This window comes from Bacillus sp. R45 (genome assembly GCF_021729365.1).
In the GTDB taxonomy this organism is placed as follows: Bacteria; Bacillota; Bacilli; order Bacillales; family Bacillaceae; genus Bacillus; species Bacillus velezensis.
The window spans coordinates 1,842,111-1,866,217 of sequence record NZ_CP091421.1 but is presented as its reverse complement, the minus strand read 5'-3'; the positions used below and the strand labels follow the sequence as shown (position 1 = coordinate 1,866,217).

The 24,107-nt window shown below is 46.4% G+C and carries 2 protein-coding genes; both read left to right on the top strand.

Annotated elements, in window-relative coordinates; genetic code table 11:
* Nucleotides 1-36 precede the first annotated feature (36 nt).
* Nucleotides 37-16,125, top strand: coding sequence for a non-ribosomal peptide synthetase (locus L3V45_RS09010; RefSeq protein WP_236837359.1), 16,089 nt, complete (start codon nucleotides 37-39; stop codon nucleotides 16,123-16,125).
* A gap of 88 nt (nucleotides 16,126-16,213) precedes the next feature.
* Nucleotides 16,214-24,067, top strand: coding sequence for a non-ribosomal peptide synthetase (locus tag L3V45_RS09005; protein WP_236837358.1), 7,854 nt, complete (start codon nucleotides 16,214-16,216; stop codon nucleotides 24,065-24,067).
* Nucleotides 24,068-24,107: the final 40 nt, after the last annotated feature.

Genomic DNA, 24,107 nt, shown 5'->3' with positions numbered 1-24,107 from the left:
ATTATTTCTTTAAATTATATAAAATGAGGTGCTCCAATGTCGGTATTTAAAAACCAAGAAACGTACTGGGAAAACCTGTTTGATGAAGAAGACGGACTAAGCGCATTCCCTTACTTTAAAGCAGCGGATAAAGCGTCGTTGGCCCGTACCGGCTACCAGGAAAAATGCATCTGCCGTTCCTTATCTCCGGAAGTATCTCAAAGAATCATGACAATGGCGAATCATTCCGATATGGCGGCCTATCTGATTTTATTGGCGGGTATTGAATGCTTGTTATATAAATATACGGATCAAACGAGCCTGATTCTTGGCATTCCGACGGTATCGAAGCAAAAAGCCGGCCAGTCAGCCGTTAACAACATTGTCCTCTTAAAAAATACGCTTTCAAACGAGAGTACATTTAAAACCGTATTCGGGCAGCTGAAAGAAGCCGTTAATGATTCTCTGAAAAATCAAAACCTGCCGTTTAGAAAAATGGTTCAGCATCTGAGCGTGCAATACAATGACGAGCATCTGCCGTTGATTCATACCGTCGTTTCGCTTAACGAAATTCATTCCTTGCAATTTAAAGAAGATACTGCAGCCGATACGCTGTTTCACTTTGATTTGGAGAACAACGGGGTTCATTTGAAGCTTTTTTATAACGGCAATCTGTACGATGAGCGCTATATCAATCAAATTGTATCCCATTTGGATCAGCTGCTGTCTGTGATCCTGTTTCAGCCTCAAGCCGCGATCCATACGGCAGAGATTTTACCGGAAGCGGAAAAACAGAAGCTATTGTTTGATTTTAACGACACCGTCAGAGATTTCTCCGGGAGCAGAACAGTCTATCAATTATTTGAAGAGCAAGCAGAAAGAACGCCTGAGCATGCGGCCGTCAAGTTTAAAAACGACCATTTGACGTACAGGGAACTGAATGAGAAGGCGAACCGTTTGGCAAGAACATTGCGTAATTGCGGGGTTCAACCCGATACGTTAGTCGCCATTCTCGCTGATCGTTCATTAGAGATGATCGTATCCATTATAGCCGTTTGGAAGGCAGGGGGCGCTTATGTGCCCCTGGATCCTGAATATCCAAAAGAGCGGCTTCAATATTTGCTTCATGATGCGGATGCAGACGTTCTCCTTGTTCAGCGTCATTTAAAAAACAGTCTCACCTTTGACGGCCCGGTGATTGATTTGAATGATGAAACATCATACCATGCCGATAGCTCATTGTTATCACCAGCAGCGGGACACAGCCATTTAGCCTATGTCATTTATACGTCGGGTACAACAGGAAAGCCGAAAGGAGTCATGGTTGAACACGGCGGCATTGTGAATTCGCTCCAATGGAAGAAGGCGTTTTTTAAGCATTCTCCGGCGGATCGCGTGCTTGTCTTGTACCCGTATGTTTTTGATGCGTTCATTTTAAATTTCTTCGGCCCGCTCATCTCGGGGGCAACTTTGCACCTATTGCCTAATGAAGAGAATAAAGAAACTTTCGCCATTCAAAATGCCATAAAACAAGAGAGAATTACTCATTTCTCAACCTCTCCCCGTCTTCTGAAAACGATGATCGAACAGATGAATGCAGAGGACTTCATCCATGTTCAGCATGTTGTTGTAGGCGGTGAGCAGCTGGAAACAGATACAATTGAGAAGCTGCATTCTCTGCAGCCTCGCATTCGGATCAATAATGAATACGGACCGACAGAAAACAGCGTGGTATCTACATTTCACCCTGTTCAGTCCGCTGATGAACAGATCACAATCGGCAGCCCGGTGGCCAACCATCAAGCTTATATTTTAGGAGCGCACCATCAAATCCAGCCGATCGGCGTACCGGGAGAGCTGTATGTCGGAGGAGCGGGAGTGGCCCGCGGCTACCTCAATCGCCCTGAATTGACGGAGGAAAAATTTGTGGAGCATCTGCATGTCCCTGGTCAAAAGATGTATAAAACGGGGGATCTCGCCAGATGGCTGCCGGATGGAAGAATCGAATATTTAGGCCGGATTGATCATCAAGTAAAAATTCGCGGCTACCGGATTGAGATCGGCGAGGTAGAGGCAGCCATGTTCAATCTGGAAAACGTTCGTGAAGCCGCAGTCGTCGCGCGGGAAGACGCAGACGGGTCCAAACAATTGTATGCCTATTATGTCGGCGGGCCTTCTTTGACAGCAGCGCAGTTCAGAAAAGAATTATCCCGGGAACTGCCCAATTATATGATTCCCTCCCGCTTTATCCCATTGGAACGCATTCCGCTCACTTCCAATGGGAAGATTGATCTGAAAGCTTTGCCTGCTGCTGACGAAAATACGCGGGCGGAATACGAATACATAGCCCCGCGGAACACAATAGAAGAACTGCTGGCGTCCATCTGGCAAGAAGTATTAGGGGCAGAACGTATAGGAATTTTGGATAATTTCTTTGATTTTGGCGGAGATTCGATTAAATCAATTCAGGTATCATCCAGATTGTATCAAGCCGGATACAAGGTTGATATGAAGCATTTGTTTAAACACCCCTCGATTGCTGAACTTAGTCAGTTTGTAGCGCCGGTCAGCAGGGTGGCTGATCAAGGAGAAGTGAATGGCGGAACCAAGCTGACCCCGATACAGCATTGGTTTTTTGAACAAAACATGCCGCATGCACACCATTACAATCAGGCCGTCATGTTATATTCGGCGGAATGCTTTAAAGAGGCTCCGCTTCGCCGGACGATAGAACAGATCGCGTCGCATCACGATGCCTTGAGGATGATTTTTGAAAAAACGCCGGATGGATACGCTCCGCGAATTACAGGAACAGATGAAAGTGAACTATACCATCTGGAAGTGATGAATTATAAAGGGAAAACCGATCCGGCTCAAGCGATTGCTGATAAAGCGAATGAAATTCAAAGCAGTATGGTATTAGACAAAGGGCCATTGATGAAGCTCGGTTTGTTCCAATGTCCGGACGGAGATCATTTGCTGATTGCAATTCATCATTTGCTGATTGACGGAGTATCCTGGCGTATTTTACTCGAGGATTTTGCAAGCGGTTATGAGCAGGCAGAACGCGGACAAACGATCCAGCTCCCGCAAAAAACAGATTCGTTTCCATTCTGGGCCGATCAATTGTCCAAGTATGCGGCGGAAACCGATATGGAAGAGGAGATTGCGTATTGGACTGAGCTTTCAAGCATAAAGCCTCAGCCATTGCCTAAAGACACTATCAGCGAAGGATCGTTATTAAGAGACAGCGAAGAAGTGACGATTCAATGGACAAAAGAGGAAACGGAGCAATTATTAAAACAAGCGAACCGCGCCTACAACACGGATATCAACGATCTGCTGCTGACTTCGTTAGGGCTGGCCGTTCACAAGTGGACAGGCACGGAAGACATTGTCGTGAATTTAGAAGGCCACGGGAGAGAACCGATTATTCCGGATGCTGACATTTCCCGCACGATAGGATGGTTCACAAGCCAGTACCCTGTCGTCCTGAGAATGGAAGCCGGAAAAAACCTGTCGCAGCGGATCAAGATCGTGAAAGAAGGGCTGCGCCGGATCCCTGATAAAGGAATGAATTACAGCATCATCAAATATATATCCGGGCATCCGGAAGCCGACAGCCTGCAGCTGAATCCGGAGATATCGTTTAACTATTTGGGACAATTTGACCAAAACCTGAAGCATCAGGCTTTGCACATATCGCCATATTCCACAGGGTTATCGATGAACGAAAACCAAGAGAGAACGGCCGTGCTTGATTTGAACGGCATGATTACCGAAGGGACATTATCACTGACACTGAGCTACAGCAGCAAACAATACGAAAGATCTACTATGGCGCAATTTGCCCAAGGGTTGAAAGAAAGTCTGCAAGAAGTCATTGCGCATTGCGTAAGCCGGCAGCAGACTTCTCTCACACCAAGTGACATCCTGTTAAAAGATATCTCAATCGACGAACTGGAACAGCTTTTGGAGCAGACGCGTGAATTAGGCGAAGCGGAAAATATTTATCCATTAACGCCGATGCAGAAGGGCATGCTGTTTCACAGCTTATTTGATCCGAATTCAGGTGCTTATTTTCAGCAAACGATGTTTGATCTGCATGGAGATCTGGAGATTGATTCATTTTCAAAAAGCTTGGACGGCTTATCGCAAAAATATGATATTTTCCGCACGAATTTTTACAGAGGCTGGAAGGATCAGCCGCTCCAAATCATATTCAAAACGAAAAAAATCGGTTTTCAATTCAATGACTTACGAGAGATGAAGGAATCACAAAAAGAAGCGATGATTCAGCAGTATGCCCGAGAAGATAAGATGCGGGGGTTCGACTTAGAAAAAGGCGCGTTAATGCGGCTATTCATCCTTCGTACGGATGAAAAGACATACCGTTTTATCTGGAGCTTCCACCATATTTTGATGGACGGCTGGTGCCTGCCGCTGATTACAAAAGAAATATTCGAGAATTACTTTGCCTTGCTTCAGCAAAAGCAGCCTGAACAATCATCAATTACTCCGTACAGTCAATATATTGAATGGCTCGGCCGGCAAGATGCGAAAGAGGCCACGGCTTATTGGGATCAGTACTTGGAGGGATATGAGGAGCAAACCGGCCTTCCTAAGGATCATCATGCAGCGGAAGACGGACGATACGTTCCTGAAAAAGTGACGTGTGACATAAGCTCCGATCTCACTTCGAAAATGAAGCGGACGGCAGGCGAGCATCATGTCACGCTGAATACGCTGCTGCAGACGGCATGGGCGGTTTTGCTGCAGAAATATAACCGCAGCCGGGACGTTGTGTTTGGAAGTGTTGTATCCGGAAGACCTGCTGGAATTCCAAACGTGGAAACCATGATCGGCTTATTCATTAACACCATTCCTGTCCGGTTCCGGTGCGAAGCCGGGACAACGTTTGCCGAGCTTATGAAAGAGGCGCAGGAAAGGGCTGTAGCGTCTCAACAATTTGAGACGCACCCGCTGTACGATATTCAAGCGCGTACAAGGCAAAAACAAGATTTAATTACACATTTAATGATATTCGAAAATTATCCGGTTGATCAGTATATGGAAAGTATAGGCCGCCAGAACGGAACATCCATCACGATCTCCAACGTGCAAATGGAAGAACAGACCAACTACGATTTTAATTTGACCGTTATACCGGGCGACGAGATGACCATCTCTTTTGAATACAATGCAAATGTGTATGATCGGGCAAGCATAGAGCGGGTTCGGGAACATTTCATGCAAATCCTGCAACAAGTCGTGACAAATGCGGATATCCGGGTGGATCAAGCGGAATTGTTAACGGAAGGCGAAAGAAGAACCCTTCTGCAGACGCTTAACGACACGGCCGCGCCGTTTCCGCAGACGCCGGTTCATCAATTATTTGAAGAGCAATCGCAGCGTACGCCCGATCAAGCAGCCGTCATTGATAAGGACAGGCAGCTCACGTACGGAGAGCTCAATAAGCGGGCCAACCGACTCGCGCGAACGTTAAGAGCGAAAGGAGTCCAGACGGATCAGCCTGTAGCCATCATCACGAGAAACAGCATCGAATCGGTGGTCGGAATCCTTGCCGTTTTAAAATCAGGGGGAGCCTATGTCCCTATAGATCCGGAATATCCGCAAGACCGCATACGGTATATGCTGGATGACTCCCAAGCCGGAATCGTTTTAATGCAGCGGGACGTCAGGAAACAGCTTGCCTATGAAGGCGTCACGGTTTTACTTGACGATGAAAGTTCTTATCACCAAGATGGCTCTGACCTTGCTCCGATAAATGATGTGAGCCATTTGGCATATGTCATTTATACGTCAGGTTCCACAGGCCTGCCGAAAGGCGTACTAATCGAGCACCAAGGCTTGACCAATTATATTTGGTGGGCGAAAGAGGTTTATGTAAAAGGCGAGAAAGCCAACTTCCCATTGTATTCGTCAATTTCTTTTGATCTGACGGTGACTTCTATTTTCACACCGCTTGTCACAGGAAATGCAATCATCGTCTATGACGGAGAAGATAAAACCGCTCTGCTTGAATCGATTGTGAGGGACCCGAGGGTGGATATCATTAAATTGACTCCGGCCCATTTGCAGGTTTTGAAAGAAATGAACATTGCCGATCAAACGGCTGTCCGAAGAATGATTGTGGGCGGGGAAAACTTAAGCACCCGGTTAGCCCGCAGCATTCATGAACAGTTCGAAGGCCGGGTTGAAATATGCAATGAGTACGGACCGACGGAAACCGTTGTCGGCTGCATGATTTACCGTTATGATGCCGTAAAGGACAGACGGGAATCGGTACCGATCGGAACCGCTGCGGCAAACACGAGCATTTACGTTCTTGATGAGAATATGAAACCCGCGCCGATCGGAGTGCCGGGAGAAATCTATATCAGCGGCGCCGGTGTGGCAAGAGGATATTTGAACCGTCCTGAATTAACGGCAGAGAAATTTGTCGATGACCCGTTTGAACCCAGAGCGAAGATGTATAAGACCGGAGATTTGGCGAAGTGGCTGGCGGACGGAAACATTGAATATGCGGGCAGAATAGATGAACAAGTGAAAATCAGAGGCTATCGTATCGAATTAGGCGAGATCGAGGCGGCACTGCTTCAAGAAGAAGCGATCAAGGAAGCTGTCGTTACAGCCAGAGAGGATGTCCACGGGTTTAAACAATTGTGTGCATATTACGTAAGCGGCGGGCAAACAACGGCTGCCCGGCTCCGGAAACAATTGTCTCATACCCTTGCAAGTTATATGGTTCCGGCTTATTTTATCGAGCTTGATGAAATGCCTTTAACTTCTAACGGAAAAATAAACAAAAAAGGGCTGCCGGCTCCGGATTTCGAGCTGCAGGACAGAGCAGAGTATAAAGCTCCCCGAACAAAAGCGGAAGAAATATTAGTTTCTGCCTGGGAATCGGTATTAGGCGCTGAAAACGTCAGTATTCTTGATAATTTCTTTGACCTTGGCGGAGATTCCATTAAATCCATTCAAGTATCCTCCAGATTAAATCAGCAAGGATACAAAATGGAAATCAAAGACTTGTTTCAATATGCAACAATTGCAGAATTGAGTCCGCATATCAAGCAGAATCTGCGTATAGCCGATCAAGGTGAGGTCAAAGGAAAAGTCAGCCTGACTCCTATTCAGCATTGGTTTTTCGAACAAATAACGACAGATCAGCATTATTATAATCAAGCCGTCATGCTGTATGCGCCGGAAGGTTTTCAGGAAACGCAGCTTCGTCAAACCCTGCAAAAACTTGCTGAACATCACGATGCGCTCCGCATGACGTTCCGGACTACGGAAAATGACTGCGAGGCACAGAATGAAGAAATCGCCCAAAGCGGACTGTACCGCTTAGAAGTCCTGAATCTGAAAGAAGATTCCGATCCGGGACGGACAATTGAAGCCAAAGCTGATGAGATACAAAGCAGTATGCGTTTAAGTGATGGGCCGTTAATGAAAGCCGGGTTGTTTCAATGCGCAAATGGAGATCATCTGCTCATCGCCATCCATCATTTGATTATAGACGGGATTTCATGGCGCATTTTACTGGAAGATATCGTTAGCGGCTACAAGCAAGCCGAGAATGGGCGAGTGATTCAACTGCCGCAAAAAACAGACTCTTTCCAATTATGGGCTAAGAGACTTTCAGAATATGCGAAAAGTGAAACCATAAAACAGGAACAGGAATATTGGACAAAGATCGAACAAACCGAAGTCAAACCGCTGCCTAAAGATTTTCATGAAACCCATACAACTGCAAAAGACAGTGAAACAGCAACTGTGGAATGGACGAAAGAGGAAACGGAGCTGCTATTAAAACAAGCGAATCGCGCTTATAACACGGAGATAAACGATTTGCTTTTAACTTCTCTCGGTCTTTCCATATCGCATTGGTCAGGACTGAAACAAATTCCGATTCATTTAGAGGGACACGGCCGAGAACAGATTATACAAGATATAGATATCTCCCGCACGGTCGGATGGTTTACAAGTCTGTATCCGGTTGTGCTGCACGCGCAGCCGGGCAAAGAGATCTCTGATTATATCAAGACGACCAAAGAAGGATTGCGCCAAATTCCGCATAAAGGGATCGGATATGGAATAGCAAGGTACTTAAGCGGCGGAATGCCATCGAAACTCAATCCTGAGATCAGCTTTAACTACCTGGGACAGTTTGACCAAGATTTACAGCAGCATGGGGTTCAATTATCTTCTTATTCTTGCGGTTCAGACTCTAGCGGAAATCAAGAAAGACCGTATGTATTGAATATAAACGGAATGATCACCGACGGCCGGCTGAAGCTTACGATCAGCTACAGCAGCAAACAGTACGCAAAAGAAACGATCATGCGGTTATCGGAAACGATTCAAAGCCGCCTGCGGACAATCATTACGCATTGCGTCCATAGAGAACAATCGGAACTGACGCCAAGCGATATTTTGTTAAAAGGCATGTCGATTGACGAATTGGATCAGCTCCTCATTCAACTGCCGCATGCAGGTGAGGTTGAAAACGTGTATCCGCTCACTCCGATGCAGAAAGGAATGCTCTTCCACAGCCTGCTGGACGAGGCCTCAAGTTCTTATTTTGAACAAGCATCGTTCGATTTGCAGGGAGAATTAAAGATTGATTGGTTTAAAGCAAGCCTTGAACGATTATTTGAAACATACGCCGTGCTCAGAACCCGTTTTTACAGCGGCTGGAACGATACTCCTTTACAAATTGTCTATAAAACGCAAACACCGCAAATTCATTTTGCAGATTTGCGTGATATAGAGGAGCACCTGAGAGAGGATGCAATCGCAGCCTATCAAAGAGAAGATAAGGCAAAAGGATTTGACTTGGCTCGGGATCCGCTGATGCGCATAGCGATTTTCCGTATGGAAGACCGCAAATATCATTTGATTTGGAGCTTCCATCATATTGTGATGGATGGCTGGTGCCTGTCTCTTATCACGAAGGAAGTGTTTGATCATTATCGCGCCTTACAAGAAGGCAGGGAACCAGAACCGTCATCGGCAGCTCCTTACAGCAACTATATCGAGTGGCTTGACCGCCAAGATCAGGGAGCGGCAAAGCGGTACTGGAGCGGGTATCTCGAAGGATATAAAGGTGAAACCACGCTTCTTCATAAAATAGAGCAGCATGAACAAAAAGAATACGCCTATGCCAATGTGATCTGCCGATTTGATCACGAACAGACAAAACAATTACAGCAGATCGCAAATCAGCATCAGGTTACATTAAATACGTTGATCCAAACGTTATGGGGAGTTTTATTACAGAAATACAGCGGGTCCGCAGACGTTGTCTTCGGCAGTGTCGTGTCGGGAAGACCGGCGGAAATTCCTGATGCAGAACAGATGATCGGCCTGTTCATCAATACCATTCCGGTTCGCATCCGCTGCGATGAGGACAGCACTTTTGCTGATACGGTGCAAATGGTTCAACAAAACGCTCTGGCTTCCCAATCATACGATACCTATCCTTTATACGAAATTCAGACCCAAACGGAACAAAAGCAGAACCTGATTGACCATATCATGATTTTTGAAAACTATCCGATCGGTCAGCAGGTCGAAGAGACGGGACATCATAGTACGGAGCTGAACATTACGAATTTTCATATGCTGGAACACTCCCACTATGATTTGAATGTAGTTGTCATACCTGGCAAACAGCTGGCCGTTCATTTCGGTTTTAATGAAAACGAATATGAAAAATCAGAAGTGGAGCGGATCTGCGGACATTTTGAACAGCTCATGCAGCAAGTATTACAGCAGCCGTCTGTCAAAATAGAAGAATTGGAGCTTCTCTCTCGGCAAGAAAAAGAACATTTGCTCAGCCGCTTTCAGTCTAATGACATGCATTACCCGCTTGAACAAACGATACATGAGCTGTTTGAGGAACAGGCGCATCGTACTCCAGACAATACAGCGGTTGTATTCGAGGGTACACAACTCACCTACGGAGAACTGAACCGGCGTGCCAATCAGCTTGCGCGAACCTTGCAGGCAAAAGGTGTGCGGAACGATAAGCTTGTCGGTATTATGACTGAACGCTCGCTTGAGATGATTGTAGGCATCTTGGGAGTTTTAAAAGCGGGCGGCGCATATTTGCCGATAGATCCTGATTCTCCGTCTGAACGCATCAGTTATATTTTAAATGATTCAAGCATCAGCGTATTGCTTTACCGCGGGAAGCTGCAGGATGACATCGGCTTCTCAGGAACATGTATCGATCTCATGGAGGAACATTTCTATCACGAAAAAGACAGCAGTCTTGCACTCTCTTATCAGTCCAGTCAACTGGCCTATGCCATTTATACTTCCGGTACGACAGGCAAGCCTAAAGGCACGTTAATTGAACATCGCCAGGTCATTCACCTGATTGAAGGACTTCGACGCCAAATTTACTCTGCCTACGATGCGGAGCTGAATGTAGCCATGCTCGCTCCATATTATTTCGATGCTTCTGTTCAGCAAATGTATGCTTCCTTGCTGTCAGGACATACCTTGTTTATTGTTCCGAAAGAGATTGTGTCAGACGGTGCTGCCTTATGCCGTTATTATCGGCAGCATTCGATTGACATCACCGACGGAACACCTGCCCACTTAAAGCTTTTGATAGCTGCAGGTGATTTGCAGGGAGTTCCGCTTCAGCATCTTTTAATCGGAGGAGAGGCTCTTTCCAAAACGACGGTAAATAAGCTCATGCAATTATTCGGCGATCATGGCGCTTCACCTGGGATTACCAATGTATACGGGCCTACGGAGACTTGCGTAGACGCGTCTCTGTTCAACATTGAATGTTCTTCCAATGCGTGGGCACGCAGCCAAAACTATGTCCCTATAGGCAAGCCGTTAGGCAGAAACCGCATGTACATTCTTGATTCAAAAAAACGGCTGCAGCCGGCGGGCGTCCAAGGCGAGCTGTATATTGCAGGGGACGGTGTCGGGCGGGGTTACTTGAACCTGCCGGAACTGACGGACGAAAAATTTGTTGCCGATCCGTTTGTACCGGAGGACCGAATGTACAGAACCGGTGATCTGGCCCGCCTTCTGCCGGATGGAAATATTGAATATATCGGCCGGATTGATCATCAGGTGAAAATTCAAGGTTTTCGGATTGAACTCGGTGAAATCGAATCGGTGATGCTTAACGTTCCTGATATTCAAGAAGCCGCCGCAGCTGCCCTTAAAGATGCAGATGATGAATATTACTTGTGCGGATACTTTGCTGCGGATAAGACAATACAGATCAGTGAACTTCGCGAAAGAATGGCCCGGCATTTACCGGGATATATGATCCCGGCTCAATTTGTGCAGCTGGATAAGATGCCGCTGACGCCAAACGGGAAGTTGAATCGTCAGTTATTGCCGGCTCCGGTCAAAAAGCGTGACGGCGGCATAGAGTACGTCCCGCCGCAAACTTCGGAAGAAATCCAGCTGACAGCAATTTGGGAAGATGTCCTCGGATTAGAGCAGGTGGGGATCAGAGATCACTTTTTTGAGATCGGCGGACACTCCCTGCGGGCAACGGCGCTGATTGCAAAAATACAAAAGCAATTGCATGTCCAAATTCCTTTGCGGGACGTCTTCCGTCTCCCAACCATTGAACAGCTCGCACAGACGATCACGAAGACGGAGCTGACCGGATATGCTGCGATTCCTGCAATTGAAAAAAGACCTTATTATCCGGTATCCTCAGCACAAAAACGGTTGTACATCCTGAATCACTTGGAAGGCGGAGAACTCAGTTACAACATGCTGGGACTGATGGCTGTCGAAGGCAAGCTTGACCGCGACAAGCTGCAGCAAGCCTTCCGCACGCTGATTTTGCGCCATGAATCTTTGCGCACCGGTTTTAAAATGGCTGACGGAGAACCCGTTCAGTATGTCTTAGATCACGCAAAGTTCGAAGCAGAGTGGTATCAGGCAGAAGAAAATGATGCGGACCTTTATATCCGCAAATTTATTCGTCCATTTCATCTGGATGAGCCGCCGCTGCTTCGCGTGGGGCTGATTGAACTTCAACCTGACCGCGGAATTCTGATGTTTGATATGCACCATATTATTTCTGACGGAACATCCATGAGTGTATTGATTAAAGAATTTATCCGCATTTATGAAGGAGAAACATTACCGCCTTTGCGCATCCAGTACAAGGACTACGCAGTATGGCAGACCGGCGAAGCGCGGTTAAAACAGATCCAAAATCAAGAAGCCTATTGGTTAGAGCTGTACAGCGGCGACGTTCCTGTCCTTCATCTGCCGACCGATTATATCCGGCCGTCGGCACGGGATTTTGCGGGAGCCACAATGCAGTTTACGCTTGATAAGCAAAAAAGCGCCGGGTTAAAGCAGCTGGCATCCCAAACTGAATCGACTTTATATATGGTGCTCCTTGCGTCTTATACATTATTGCTTTCAAAATACAGCGGCCAGGAAGACATAATTGTCGGCAGTCCTATAGCGGGAAGACCGCACGCCGATTTGGAACCGATTATCGGAATGTTTGTGAATACATTGGCCATGAGAAATTACCCTGAAAAAGGGAAGACGTTCTCTCAGTATCTGTCCGAGGTAAAGGAGAATGCATTAAAAGCTTATGAGCATCAAGATTATCCGTTCGAAGCGCTGATCGATCAACTGAATATCGCCAGAGACTTGAGCCGTAATCCATTGTTTGACACCATGTTTGTGCTTCAAAACACGGAGCAGGAACAGTTAGAGATAAATGACGTCACTTTCAAACCATATCCAAGCGAACATACGATGGCTAAATTTGATTTAACCTTAACGGCTGTGGAAGAAGAGTCGGGTATTCAGTTCACAATGGAATACTTGACGGCTCTGTTTAAACCGGAAACGATCGAACGCATGATGGGGCATTTTGTGCAGCTGATTGATTCGATTATTAAACAGCCTGATGCCGAGCTGGCTCGTTTGAATATGATGACCAAGGAAGAGGAAGGAGACATTCAGCAACTCTTTAACGATACTGCAGTTGCGGAAAAACGAATTCCGACAACGATTCATCAGCTTTTTGAGCAGCAGGCTGAGCTTAACCCGGATCATGAAGCCGTCATGTTTGGAATTCAGACACTGACTTATCGTCAGCTGAATGAGCGTTCCAATCAGCTGGCGCGCATCCTTCAAGATAAGGGGGCCTGCACTGATCAGGTTGTTGCCGTTCTCACGGATCGCTCACCACATATGATCATCGGCATTTTAGCCATATTAAAGGCCGGCGCAGCATTTCTTCCTATTGATCCGGAGCTTCCCGAAAAACGGCGGGCTTTTATGCTGAAAGACAGCGGTGCCGGTGTGCTTTTGACTTGTGCAGGCCACGCTATTCCGCCGCGCTTTGAAGGAGAAGCGCTTCAGCTTGATGATCCGATGATATATCAAGGCAGAGCAGACAATCTTAATCTTTCCTGCTCGGAAAATGATTTAATGTATGTTATTTACACGTCAGGCACAACGGGGCAGCCGAAAGGAGTTCAGCTGGAGCACAAGACGATGACGAATCTGCTCGCTTATGAGCAGGATCATACGCAGCTTCGCTTTGACAGAGTGCTGCAATTTGCCGCGATGAGCTTTGATGTCTGCTATCAAGAAATGTTCTCCGCGCTTTCAAGCGGAGGAACACTCTTTATCATCGGCAATGAGGCAAAACGTGACATACGTCAGCTCAATGATTTTGTCAGAACGCACGGGATACAAACAGCATTCCTCCCGACAGCGTTCCTTAAGCTCCTTGCCTCAGAGAAACAATATTTCGAACCGTTTGCCGCGTGCGTGGATCACATCATCGCTGCGGGAGAACAGCTCATCGTAACAAGTATGCTGCGTGACATGCTGGCACGCCATCAAGTCACATTGCATAATCATTATGGCCCGTCGGAGACGCATGTTGTGACCATGTATACCGTCGATCCTGATACAGATCAGGAGCTTCAGCCGATCGGCAAACCGATTTCAAATACGGAGATTTTCATTTTGAATGAAGCCGGAACGCTTCAGCCTGTCGGAATCGTCGGTGAACTTTGTATTTCAGGAGCGAGCCTTGCCAGAGGCTATCATAACAGGGAGCCTTTGACACTCGAAACTTTTGTTCCGCACCCATATGACTCGAATCAGCGGATGTATAAAACAGGCGATCTGGCCCGTTACCTTCCTGACGGAAACATTGAATATGCGGGAAGGAGAGACCACCAGGTCAAAATCCGCGGTTACCGGATTGAACTCGGTGAGGTGGAGGCCGCTCTTCTCAAGCACGTACAGGAAGCAGTTGTCCTATCAAAAGAAAATACCGATGGCCAAATCGATTTATATGCCTATTTTACAGCGGAGCAATCACTCTCGATCAGTCAGCTGAAAGAAAAACTTGCTGGCCAAATACCGGGATACATGATCCCTTCATACTTCATCCAGCTTGAGAAACTGCCGCTAACCGGCAATGGAAAAGTAAATCGAAGAGCATTACCGATGCCTGAAGCAGGTTTACAAACGGGAACCGACTACGTTGCTCCGCGGACGAATATGGAAGAGCAGCTGATATGCATCTGGCAAGACGTTTTGAAGGTAAAAGAAATAGGTGTAAAAGATAACTTTTTCGATTTGGGCGGCCACTCGTTGCGGGGGATGACGCTCATCGCCAAAATTCATAAGCAATTCAGCAAAAACATTTCATTAAGAGAGGTCTTTCAATGTCCGACAGTTGAGGAAATGGCAAAGGCAATTGCAGGAGCTGAAACCAACGGGCCGGATTACATTCCGAAAGCCAAAGCAAAAGATGTCTATCCTGTATCTTCCGTGCAGAAGATGGTTTACCTGTCAACACAAATAGAAGGCGGAGAACTGAGCTACAATATGCCGGGAATCCTTACATTAGAAGGAAAACTCGACATAAATCGCTTGCAAACCGCTTTCCAAAGACTGATCCAGCGTCATGAATCACTGCGTACCGGTTTTGAGCTGGTCCGCGGAGAACCGGTGCAGGTGATCAAACCGCAAGCGGAGTTTTCGATGGAAAGATACAAGGCAACAGCTGACGAGGTTGAGGAATGTTTCCGCACCTTCGTGCGGCCGTTCGATCTCAGCCAGGCTCCATTACTCAGGGCCGGACTCATCGAGTTAGAACAAGACCTGCATATTTTCATGTTTGACATGCACCACATCATCACGGACGGCGCCTCCATGAATATTTTTGTCGAAGAACTGATTCAATTGTATGACGGCAAAGAGTTAGCTCCGCTCCGTATTCAGTACAAAGACTTTACGGAATGGAAACATCAAAAAGAGCAAAGAGAACGAATCAAGAAGCAGGAAGGGTATTGGCTTGGTGTATTTCATGAAGAGCTGCCTTCATTTGAGCTGCCGAAAGATTTTGCGAGACCGCCGGTTAGAAGCTTTGATGGGAAAAGGCACAATTTTACGCTCGATAAGACTGTCACCCAAGGGATAAAGCAGCTGGAAGAATTGACCGGAACGACCGCTTACATGATTTTGTTCTCGGCCTATTCCATACTGCTGGCTAAATACAGCGGTCAGGGTGATATCGTCGTCGGCACACCTATTGCGGGGAGACCGCATGCGGATTTGGAACCTATTATCGGAATGTTTGTCAATACATTAGCCATCCGCACCGCTCCGATGGCGGAAAAGACATTTTTGGATTATATAACGGAAACGAAAGAAACCATGCTGAAGGCTTTTGAACATCAAGAGTATCCTTTTGAAGAATTAGTTGAAAAACTGGGTGTAAAACGGGACTTAAGCCGCAATCCATTGTTTGATACGATGTTTGTCCTGCAAAATACGGAACAAACGGATATTGAAGTGGACTCTCTCGCAGTCAGGCCTTATGAACAAACAGAGACGGCAGCCAAGTTTGATTTACAGCTGAACTTCTTAATAGATCAAGATGAGATTCAGGGCAGTTTTGATTACTGTACAAAACTGTTTAAAAAGAAAACCATTGCTGTATTGGCCAAGGATTACGTCATGATCCTTTCGGCGATTATGAGAAACCCATCCATTCCTTTAAAAGACATTCAATTAAGCGAAAAAGTAAACAAAAGTAAACATCTCGCAAGCACAATCGAATTGGATTTCTAATCACGGGGGCAGCGGCTGTCCCGGCATGAATGCCGCGGCTGCCGCCAGCTGCCTGAAAACAGGAATGAAACCAACTGGAGGGATATGAATGTCAGAATTCAAACAACAGGAGTTGTTCTGGGGCCGAATGTTTCACACGGAAGACCGTCCCGGTGCATTCCCTTCGTTTCAAGTGTCCGACTCAACAGTAAAGCGTGATATAACAAGCGGATCTGACTGTATTCACAGTTCATTGAGTGCGGAGGTATCACGGCGCATCCTGACCATGACGAACCAAACGCCAATGGCCGTCTATCTGGTTCTCCTGGTCGGAATTGAATCCCTTTTATACAAATACACGGGGGATGAGGGAGTGATTACAGGGGTTCCAACCTTTGAAGACGAAACTGATGAAGATCTTCGTTCAGACCAGCTCATGTTAATCAAACAGCATATCAATTCCGGCAGTACGTTTAAATCAATTTTCCATGAATTGAAACATACGTTGGACGAAGCGATCTTATATCAGGACGTTCCCTTTGATAAAATGGCCGGACAGCTGAGGCTGAACTACAATGCAAATCATTTGCCGATCATCCATACAGTTGTTTCACTAGAGCAAATTCATTCTGATGGTTTCATAGAAACGGCTGCTGCAGATGCTTTATTTCAGTTTGCTATGGGTGAAGACTTGATTGACCTAAAATTATGTTTTAATGAACAAGTCTATGACCGTCAGTATATGATGCAGGTGCTCGGACATTTAAACCGGCTATTTTCTGTCATATTATTTCAGCCTGACCTCCCCCTCGGCCAAGTGGATATTTTGCCAGAATCGGAGACACATACACTTCTCGTTGACATTCAAACTGCGAAAACTGAATATCCGCGGGATAAGACGGTTTATCAGTTATTCGAAGAACAGATGAAACGAACACCGGATCAAGCAGCCGTTATTTACGGAGAAAAGCAATTCACATATCGTCAGCTCAATGAACGTGCCAATCAATTAGCCCGAACGTTAAGGAAAAAGTGGGTAAAGACGGACCGGCTCACTGCAATTATTTGCGAGCATGAGATCGAACTGGTCGTGGGAATACTGGCCGTTTTAAAAGCGGGAGGGGCCTATGTGCCAATTGATCCGGATTATCCGAAGCATCGCATACAGTATATAGTAGAAGACTCCCAAGCTGATATCATCCTGACGCAGAGCCATCTTCAAAAACAGTTGGAACTTGCGGGCACAATGGTTTTCCTCGATCAGGAAAGCTCTTACCACGAAGACGGCTCTGACCTGGAACCGATCAGCAGTACGAAGGATTTGGCTTATGTCATTTATACGTCAGGCTCCACAGGCAAGCCTAAAGGAGTGGCAATTGAGCATCAGGGCTTAACCAATTATATTTGGTGGGCCCGCCGGGTCTATGTCAAAGGGGAAAAAACCAACTTTCCCCTATATTCGTCCATCGCTTTTGATCTGACGATAACGTCTGTTTTCACTCCGCTCATTACAGGAAATTCCATTATTGTCTACGGAGGAGAAAACAGTGCTGCCTTGCTTGATTGCATTATTCAGGATTCAAGGACGGATATTATCAAGCTGACCCCGGCGCACTTGCAGTTATTGAAAGAGATGAATATCCCTGCTGAGTGCACCATTCGGAAATTGATTGTCGGCGGTGACAATTTAAGCACGCGGCTCGCCCGTAGCATCAGCGGGAAATTCGGCGGAAAAATCGAAATTTTTAACGAATATGGGCCTACAGAGACAGTCGTCGGCTGTATGATTTATTCCTTTGATCCGCAAAACGACAGACGGGAATCAGTGCCGATCGGAACCGCCGCGGACAACATGAACATTTTCGTGCTGGATAAGAGCATGAAGCCGGTGCCGGCCGGCGTTCCGGGAGAAATCTATATCAGCGGGGACGGCATCGCCAGAGGATACTTGAACAGAGCGGAATTAACAGCAGAAAGATTTTTGCAGCACCCCTTTGTGCCAGAGGTGAAAATGTACCGGACGGGAGATTTAGCAAGGCGGCTCCCGGATGGAAATATTGAATATTTAGGCCGGATCGACCACCAGGTGAAAATCCGCGGTTACCGCATTGAAATCGGGGAAGTCGAATCCGCATTTTTCCAAATACCGCCGATTCAAGAAGCTCTCGTTACGGCACAAGAAACCAACGGGGAAACATCCTTGTGCGCCTATTATACCGCACAGCATTCTTTAACCGCAGGCGAAATTCGGGAGCGCCTGTCCCGGCAACTTCCGTCCTATATGATCCCTGCTTATTTTGTACAGCTGGCAGCGATGCCGCTTACTTCCAACGGAAAAATAGATCGTCAGGCTCTGCCTGCTCCAACGGGAAATCTCACTGGAAATCCTTATACAGCTCCGCGGACAGAACTGGAAAAAATACTGGCCGGGGTGTGGGAATCGGTATTAGGCGCAGAACAGGTCGGAATCGATGATCATTTCTTTGAGCTAGGAGGAGATTCGATTAAGTCGATTCAGGTGACCTCAAGCTTATATCAAGCCGGGTATAAGCTTGACATCAAACACTTGTTCAAACACCCGACGATCTCCGGGCTTGCTCCTTTTATTGAGCCCGTTACCCGAATCGCAGAACAAGGGGAGATCAAAGGCCGTACCTTATTGACGCCGATTCAGCATTGGTTTTTCGCCCGGCAATACCCTGATCCGCATCATTATAATCAATCTGTCATGCTTTATTTTAAAGGGGGTTTGGACGAATCGAAGCTTCAGAAAGTCATGAAGAAGATTGCCGAGCATCACGATGCTTTGCGCATGGTCTATGTTCAGGGAGATCATGAATACGAAGCCAGAACCCGCGGGATCAGTGAAGGAGAATTATTCAGCCTCGACGTGTTCTCTTTACTCGAAGAAAACAACCCTGCCGAAACGATAGAAACGATAGCAAATGACATTCAGCAATCCATCCATTTAGCCGATGGACCGCTCATGAAACTGGGATTGTTTCAATGTCAGGATGGCGATCATTTGCTGATTGCGATTCATCATCTGGTTGTAGATGGCGTATCGTGGAGGATTTTACTTGAGGATATAACGTCAGCTTATGAGCAGCTCCAAAACGGAGAAGCGCTCACGCTCCCTAAGAAGACGGATTCCTATCTGTTATGGGCTGAACGATTGAAACATTATGCAGAAACTCCGGAATTTGAAGCAGAAAATCAATATTGGCTTGAGCAGAAACATATCTCGCAACACAAATTGCCAAAGGATAATGAGCAGGAGACCGGTCTGGCCGAAGACCGGGAAACAATCATCGTCCAATGGACAGAGGAAGAAACCGAGCATTTATTAAAAAAATCGAACCGGGCCTATACGACTGACATTAATGATTTATTGCTGACCGGACTCGGAATGGCTGTTCATCGCTGGACGGGGCATGAAGAAATTCATGTTCATCTGGAAGGACACGGCAGGGAATCTATTTTTCAAGACGTTGATATTTCACGTACAGTGGGCTGGTTCACAACCCAATACCCGGTTTCTTTTCAAATCCAGGCAGACCGGGACATCTCCCAGCGGATTAGGACGGTGAAAGAACAGCTGCGTCAGATTCCCCAAAAAGGAATAGGATATGGCCTGATGAAATATTCGTCCGATCATCCGAAGGCATCAGAATGGACCGGACATCCGGAAATCAGCTTCAATTACCTCGGACAATTTGATCAAGATTTCGAAAATGGAGGAATCGAAGTATCTCCTTACTCCGGAGGGAAAATTGCAAGCGACAGACATCCCATTGCCTATACGCTTGACATTAACGGCATGATCTCAGACGGCCGGCTGTCATTGGCCATCAGTTACAGCGGTAAACAATATCGAAGAGAAACGATGGAAACATGTGCAGCTCTCTTAAAGAACAGCCTAAAAGAAGTCATCGAACATTGCGCAGCTCAAGAAGACATTCACCTGACGCCAAGCGATATCTCACTGAAGGACATAACAATCGAGGAATTAGATCAATTTGTTCAGCAAACACAGCATATCGGCGAGATTGAAAATATATATCCATTAACTCCCATGCAGAAAGGTATGCTGTTCCATAGTTTAATCGATTCGGCTTCCAGAGCTTACTTTGAACAAGCCGTTTTTGATCTCAAAGGCGACTTGGATATCGAGGCATTTACAATGAGTTTGTCGCAGCTGGCGGAAAGACATGAGATTCTCCGGACTCATTTTTATACGGAATGGAAAGATCAGCCTTTGCAGATCGTATTCCGAAAAAAACCGATCGAAATAACTGTTGAAGATATTCGAAGCATGAAGAATAAACAACGAAACGAGTTCATTGCCGGCTTTGTACAAAAAGATAAGGCAAGAGGATTCGACCTTACCCAAGATGCATTAATGCGCGTATCAATCCTTCGTACAGAGGATGACCAAGTCCGATTGATATGGAGCTTCCATCATATTTTAATGGATGGCTGGTGTCTGCCTCTTATTACGAATGAAGTATTTGAAACCTATTATGCGATTCTTGATAGAAGAAAAGCGGAGCGGGAAGTCGTCACCCCGTACAGCCGATATATCGAATGGCTGGAAGACCAGGATCATAAGCACGCTTCAGCCTATTGGCAAAAATATTTGGACGGTTATGAAGGACAAACTGTTTTACTGAAAGAACCTGTCTCAAACCAAGCCAAGGGATATCAAAAACAAAGGCTTGCATGCCGGCTCGGAAAACAGCTGTCAGAAGAAATCAGACAGACTGCAAGCAAGCATCACGTCACCGTGAATACGTTCATTCAAAGTGCGTGGGGACTATTGCTGCAAAGGTACAACAACAGTCAGGATGTCGTTTTCGGGTCGGTTGTATCCGGCCGCCCGGCAGAAATTCCGGGTATCGAGTCCATGGTCGGCTTATTTATCAACACCATTCCCGTCCGTATTACCGCTCAGCCTGGAATGACTGTGGAACAAGTGTTGAAAATGAGCCAGGAGCAGGCATTGGCTTCTCAAGGGTATGATACATTTCCGTTATATGAAATTCAGGCTCAAACCGAACAAAAGCAGCAGCTGATCAGTCATATCATGGTATTTGAAAATTATCCGGTCGAGAAACAAATGGAGCATATGAAACCGAATCGTGACGCGCTGGACATTATCAATTTCCATATGGAAGAGCATACCCATTACGATTTCAATTTCATTGTCATGCCCGCGGGAGAAATCGACATTCATTTTGTATACAATAGCAACGTCTATGATCATGCAAGTGTCAAGCGGATGGAAGAGCATTTTATGCAAATCATTAAGCAGATGGTGAACAATCAGGCGATTCGCGTCCAAGACTTGGATATACTTACGGGGGATGAACGTTTGCTCCTTATAGAGGCATTTAATGATACGGAAGCAGATTATCCAAAGGAAAAGACGCTTCATAAATTGTTTGAGGAACAAGCACAGCGTACGCCTGATCAAACGGCTGTCGTATACGGGGAAAGCCAGCTGACATACCGGGAACTGAATGAAAGAGCCAATCAACTTGCCCGGACATTGCAATCAGAAGGCGTGCAGCCGGATCAGCCGGTCGGGATTATGGCCGAACGTTCCTTGGAAATGATCGTAGGACTCTTCGGAATCTTAAAAGCCGGCGGCGCGTATGTGCCGATCGATCCGAGCTATCCGGAAGAACGGATTCACTATATATTGGAGGATTCGGATACGAAGCTGTTGTTAGTACAGAGTCACTTGAGGAAAAGCGTGCCTTTTACGGGAAAAGTGCTTGACCTGGAAGATCCGCGATTCTCTTGGGAAGATGGTTCAAACTTGAAACAGACGGCCGGACCGAATCACTTAGCTTATGTTATCTATACTTCGGGATCAACAGGCCGACCGAAAGGGGTTATGGTGGAACACCGATCCGTAATCAACCGTCTCGTTTGGATGCAGAAACATTACCCGCTGGATAAGCAGGATGTCATTCTGCAAAAAACCCCAATCACCTTTGATGTATCGGTGTGGGAATTGTTCTGGTGGTCGATGACTGGTTCTAAAGCAGTATTGCTTCCAAACGGAGGAGAAAAGAACCCTGACGTCATCTTAGATACGATTGCGCAGAAAAATGTCACCGTTATGCATTTTGTGCCTGCGATGCTGCATGCTTTTCTTGAGTCCATGGAGCAGAAATTCGAAGAGGAATTAAAGAGAAAGCTGGCGTCATTAAAATATGTATTTGCAAGCGGCGAGGCTTTGACGCCTGCGCACGTTGCCGGGTTTCATCGCTTGATCACACCGGCGGGTGAGGCTCAAATCATCAATTTATACGGGCCGACCGAAGCGACGATCGATGTATCGTATTTTGAATGCGAAGCGGGAGAAACGCTTAACTCAGTTCCGATAGGTAAACCGATTTCCAACATTCAATTGTATATCGTACACCCCGAATCGGAATATTTTCAACCGCTCGGTGTGGCAGGAGAGCTGTGTATCGCCGGAGACGGGCTCGCACGGGGCTATTTGAACCGCCCGGAGCTGACGGCTGAGAAGTTTGCAGCTCACCCATATGAAGCAGGGAAGCTGATGTACCGTACAGGCGACTTGGCAAGATGGCTGCCTGACGGCAATATCGAGTATTTGGGAAGAATTGATCATCAAGTGAAAATCCGAGGCTACCGGATAGAACTCGGCGAGATCGAAGCATCTTTACTACAACTCGATGCTGTCAAAGAAGCGGTCGTCATCGCGATTGAAAAAGAGGGCTCAAAACAGCTGTGCGCTTACTTGTCAGGAGACGAGTCATTAAATACGGCGCAGCTGAAGCGTCATTTGCTGAACAATCTGCCCACGTATATGATTCCGGCTTATTTTGTACAAGTAGAGAAGATGCCGATAACCGCTAATGGAAAAATCGATCGAAAAGCGTTGCCGGCTCCTGAGGGAAATAGGCTTACCGGAACCGAATACGCAGCGCCAGGAACGTTAATTGAAAAGCAGCTGGCCGATATATGGAAGGATATTTTAGCTCTGCCTGACCCCGGGATTAAAGATCACTTCTTTGACGTTGGCGGCCATTCACTTAAAGTATTGCAGCTCATTCATCAAATTAACGCCAGTATGGGAATCAACATGCATTATCAAGCCGTATACGATTTTCCTACCATCGAAACAATGGCACGCGCCATTCAAGCGGCCGTTTTCGAATCCGAGACGGATAACGTATTCGTCAAGCTGAATCAGGAAGATTCAATCCCTGTGTTCTGTTTCCCGCCTTTAATCGGGTATGGACTCGTTTATAATGAAATGGCGAAAAGACTTGACGGCGTCAGCACCATCTATGCCGCTGATTTCTTAGAAGATCCGTCTCATGGGAAAGAGATCGTTGACCGGTATGCAGAGAGCATGATAAGCATTCAAGAACAAGGGCCTTTTGTTCTGCTTGGTTACTCTTCCGGATCGAATTTGGCTTTTGAGGTTGCCAAAGCCTTAGAAAAGCGGGGGCGCACCGTATCTGATGTGATTATGCTGGATTCTAAAATCACCGATTCGGTAACTCATTTATCGGAAGAGGAAATCCAAGAGATCGTCCATCTGAATATGGACATTATTCCGGACTACTACAGAGAAATATTAACCATTCCTTCGATTAAGGATAAAATCAGAGGCTATCTTGCGTATCACAATGAACTGATCAATTCCGGCGCCGTTAACGCCAACATCCATCATTTGCTATGCGGCGATGTAACCGATGATAGGGGCTGGACACAATCAACAGCACAGCATTATCTTGAGTACAAATTAAAAGGAGATCACGTGACGATCTTTGAACCTCACAATATCGAAGAAAATACGGATGCAATTCGATCTATTATTAAACGGATTGAAGAACGGCATCATCACGGACTTGTTCTTGAAGAACAACTGTCAATAGGATCGTTTGCTGGCGACACGAAGTTTGACAAAATGTAAATGATCAAGTGTAAAACGCCGCTGGCCTGGCACTCAGCGG

Coding starts and splice junctions, on each gene's coding strand:
- L3V45_RS09005 (WP_236837358.1), top strand. CDS start 16,214: ATGTCAGAATTCAAACAACAGGAGTTGTTCTGGGGCCGAATGTTTCAC.
- L3V45_RS09010 (WP_236837359.1), top strand. CDS start 37: ATGTCGGTATTTAAAAACCAAGAAACGTACTGGGAAAACCTGTTTGAT.